Source organism: Chryseobacterium sp. 22543, from assembly GCF_052044565.1.
GTDB lineage: Bacteria > Bacteroidota > Bacteroidia > Flavobacteriales > Weeksellaceae > Chryseobacterium.
The window spans coordinates 1-1,084 of record NZ_JBQENH010000013.1 but is presented as its reverse complement, the minus strand read 5'-3'; the positions used below and the strand labels follow the sequence as shown (position 1 = coordinate 1,084).

Genomic DNA, 1,084 nt, shown 5'->3' with positions numbered 1-1,084 from the left:
TAATTAATGCTCAGAATAGTCTGGGAATCCGATAGAAAATTGTTCGTATAGTATACCATAATCCCAGGCCTGTTAAAGCCGGTAGCAGTCTGCTCTTCTACAACATTCTGACTGCCGAGCTGGTTCTGCATCGTTTCACGGTCTCCACCAGATATAATCCCTGTGTAGGCCACACGTCCAAATTTGTCATACTTGGTAAAAAGCCACTGACCTTTCCCTTCCATTACAGTATCACGACTCAAAATAAGACGGTCCTGTTTGTCATACACCATATATTCCCAGCCTTTCCCAGGAAGCTTCTTTTGCGCAAGCCTGCCCCGGCCGTCATAACGGTACTGGTAGCAAAGCTCATTAAGTAAAGAATCCGTCATAGATGCAGAAACACCTTTTGGAGGTATAACAAAGGCTAACTGGTCATATTCATTATAAATATAATACGTATCTGCATTCAATGTCGGGCTGATGACCTTTCTTACCAATATCACCTGACCTTTTCCATTTTTAAATTCCTGGGTCTCGTTTCCATCTTCATCCTTTACCGTATTCTTATACAGCTGACCCGAAGGATAAGCAATGGCAGAAGCAGGGTCAAAAATGCTCTTGGTTGTTCCCTGATACCAGCTTGAAGAGATAAGATAACGGTAAACTTCTCCAGTTCCATTGGTGCCGTAGTCATATTTTACAGGCTTGCCTGACCAGGCTGTTCCTACCTGAACCTGTTCCTGAATCCGGTTTAAAGGAGAGCTTTCAAGTCTTTTCTCGGAATAGATCTTTTCTGTACCATAAATATCGGGATTAACAGCATTGGACAGCGGGGAAGCATAAATACCCCCATTTAAGGTCCCGCTCTGAGGAACAGGAAGATAATCATTTACCTGTCTCCCAAACGCGTCATATTCAAATTTCGTTACGACATCCTTACCCGTAGGAGAGGATTTTATAGCAATAGACTGCTTGGGTCTTGAAAGTCCGTCAAAGTACTGGACACTTTCTGTCACTTTTAAGTTCGTATGGTCAAGATAAGTCTTCGTATAGATATAATTCTCTGCCGGTGAAAGCTGACCTTGAAGTGAGCCAGCCACCA

1 protein-coding gene is annotated in these 1,084 nt (G+C 43.1%); it reads right to left on the bottom strand.

Annotation, left to right across the window (positions count from 1 at the left end):
• The coding region (locus ACTJIP_RS23010) for a DUF6443 domain-containing protein (protein WP_440705142.1) at window positions 1-1,084 on the bottom strand (1,084 nt) is incomplete at both ends.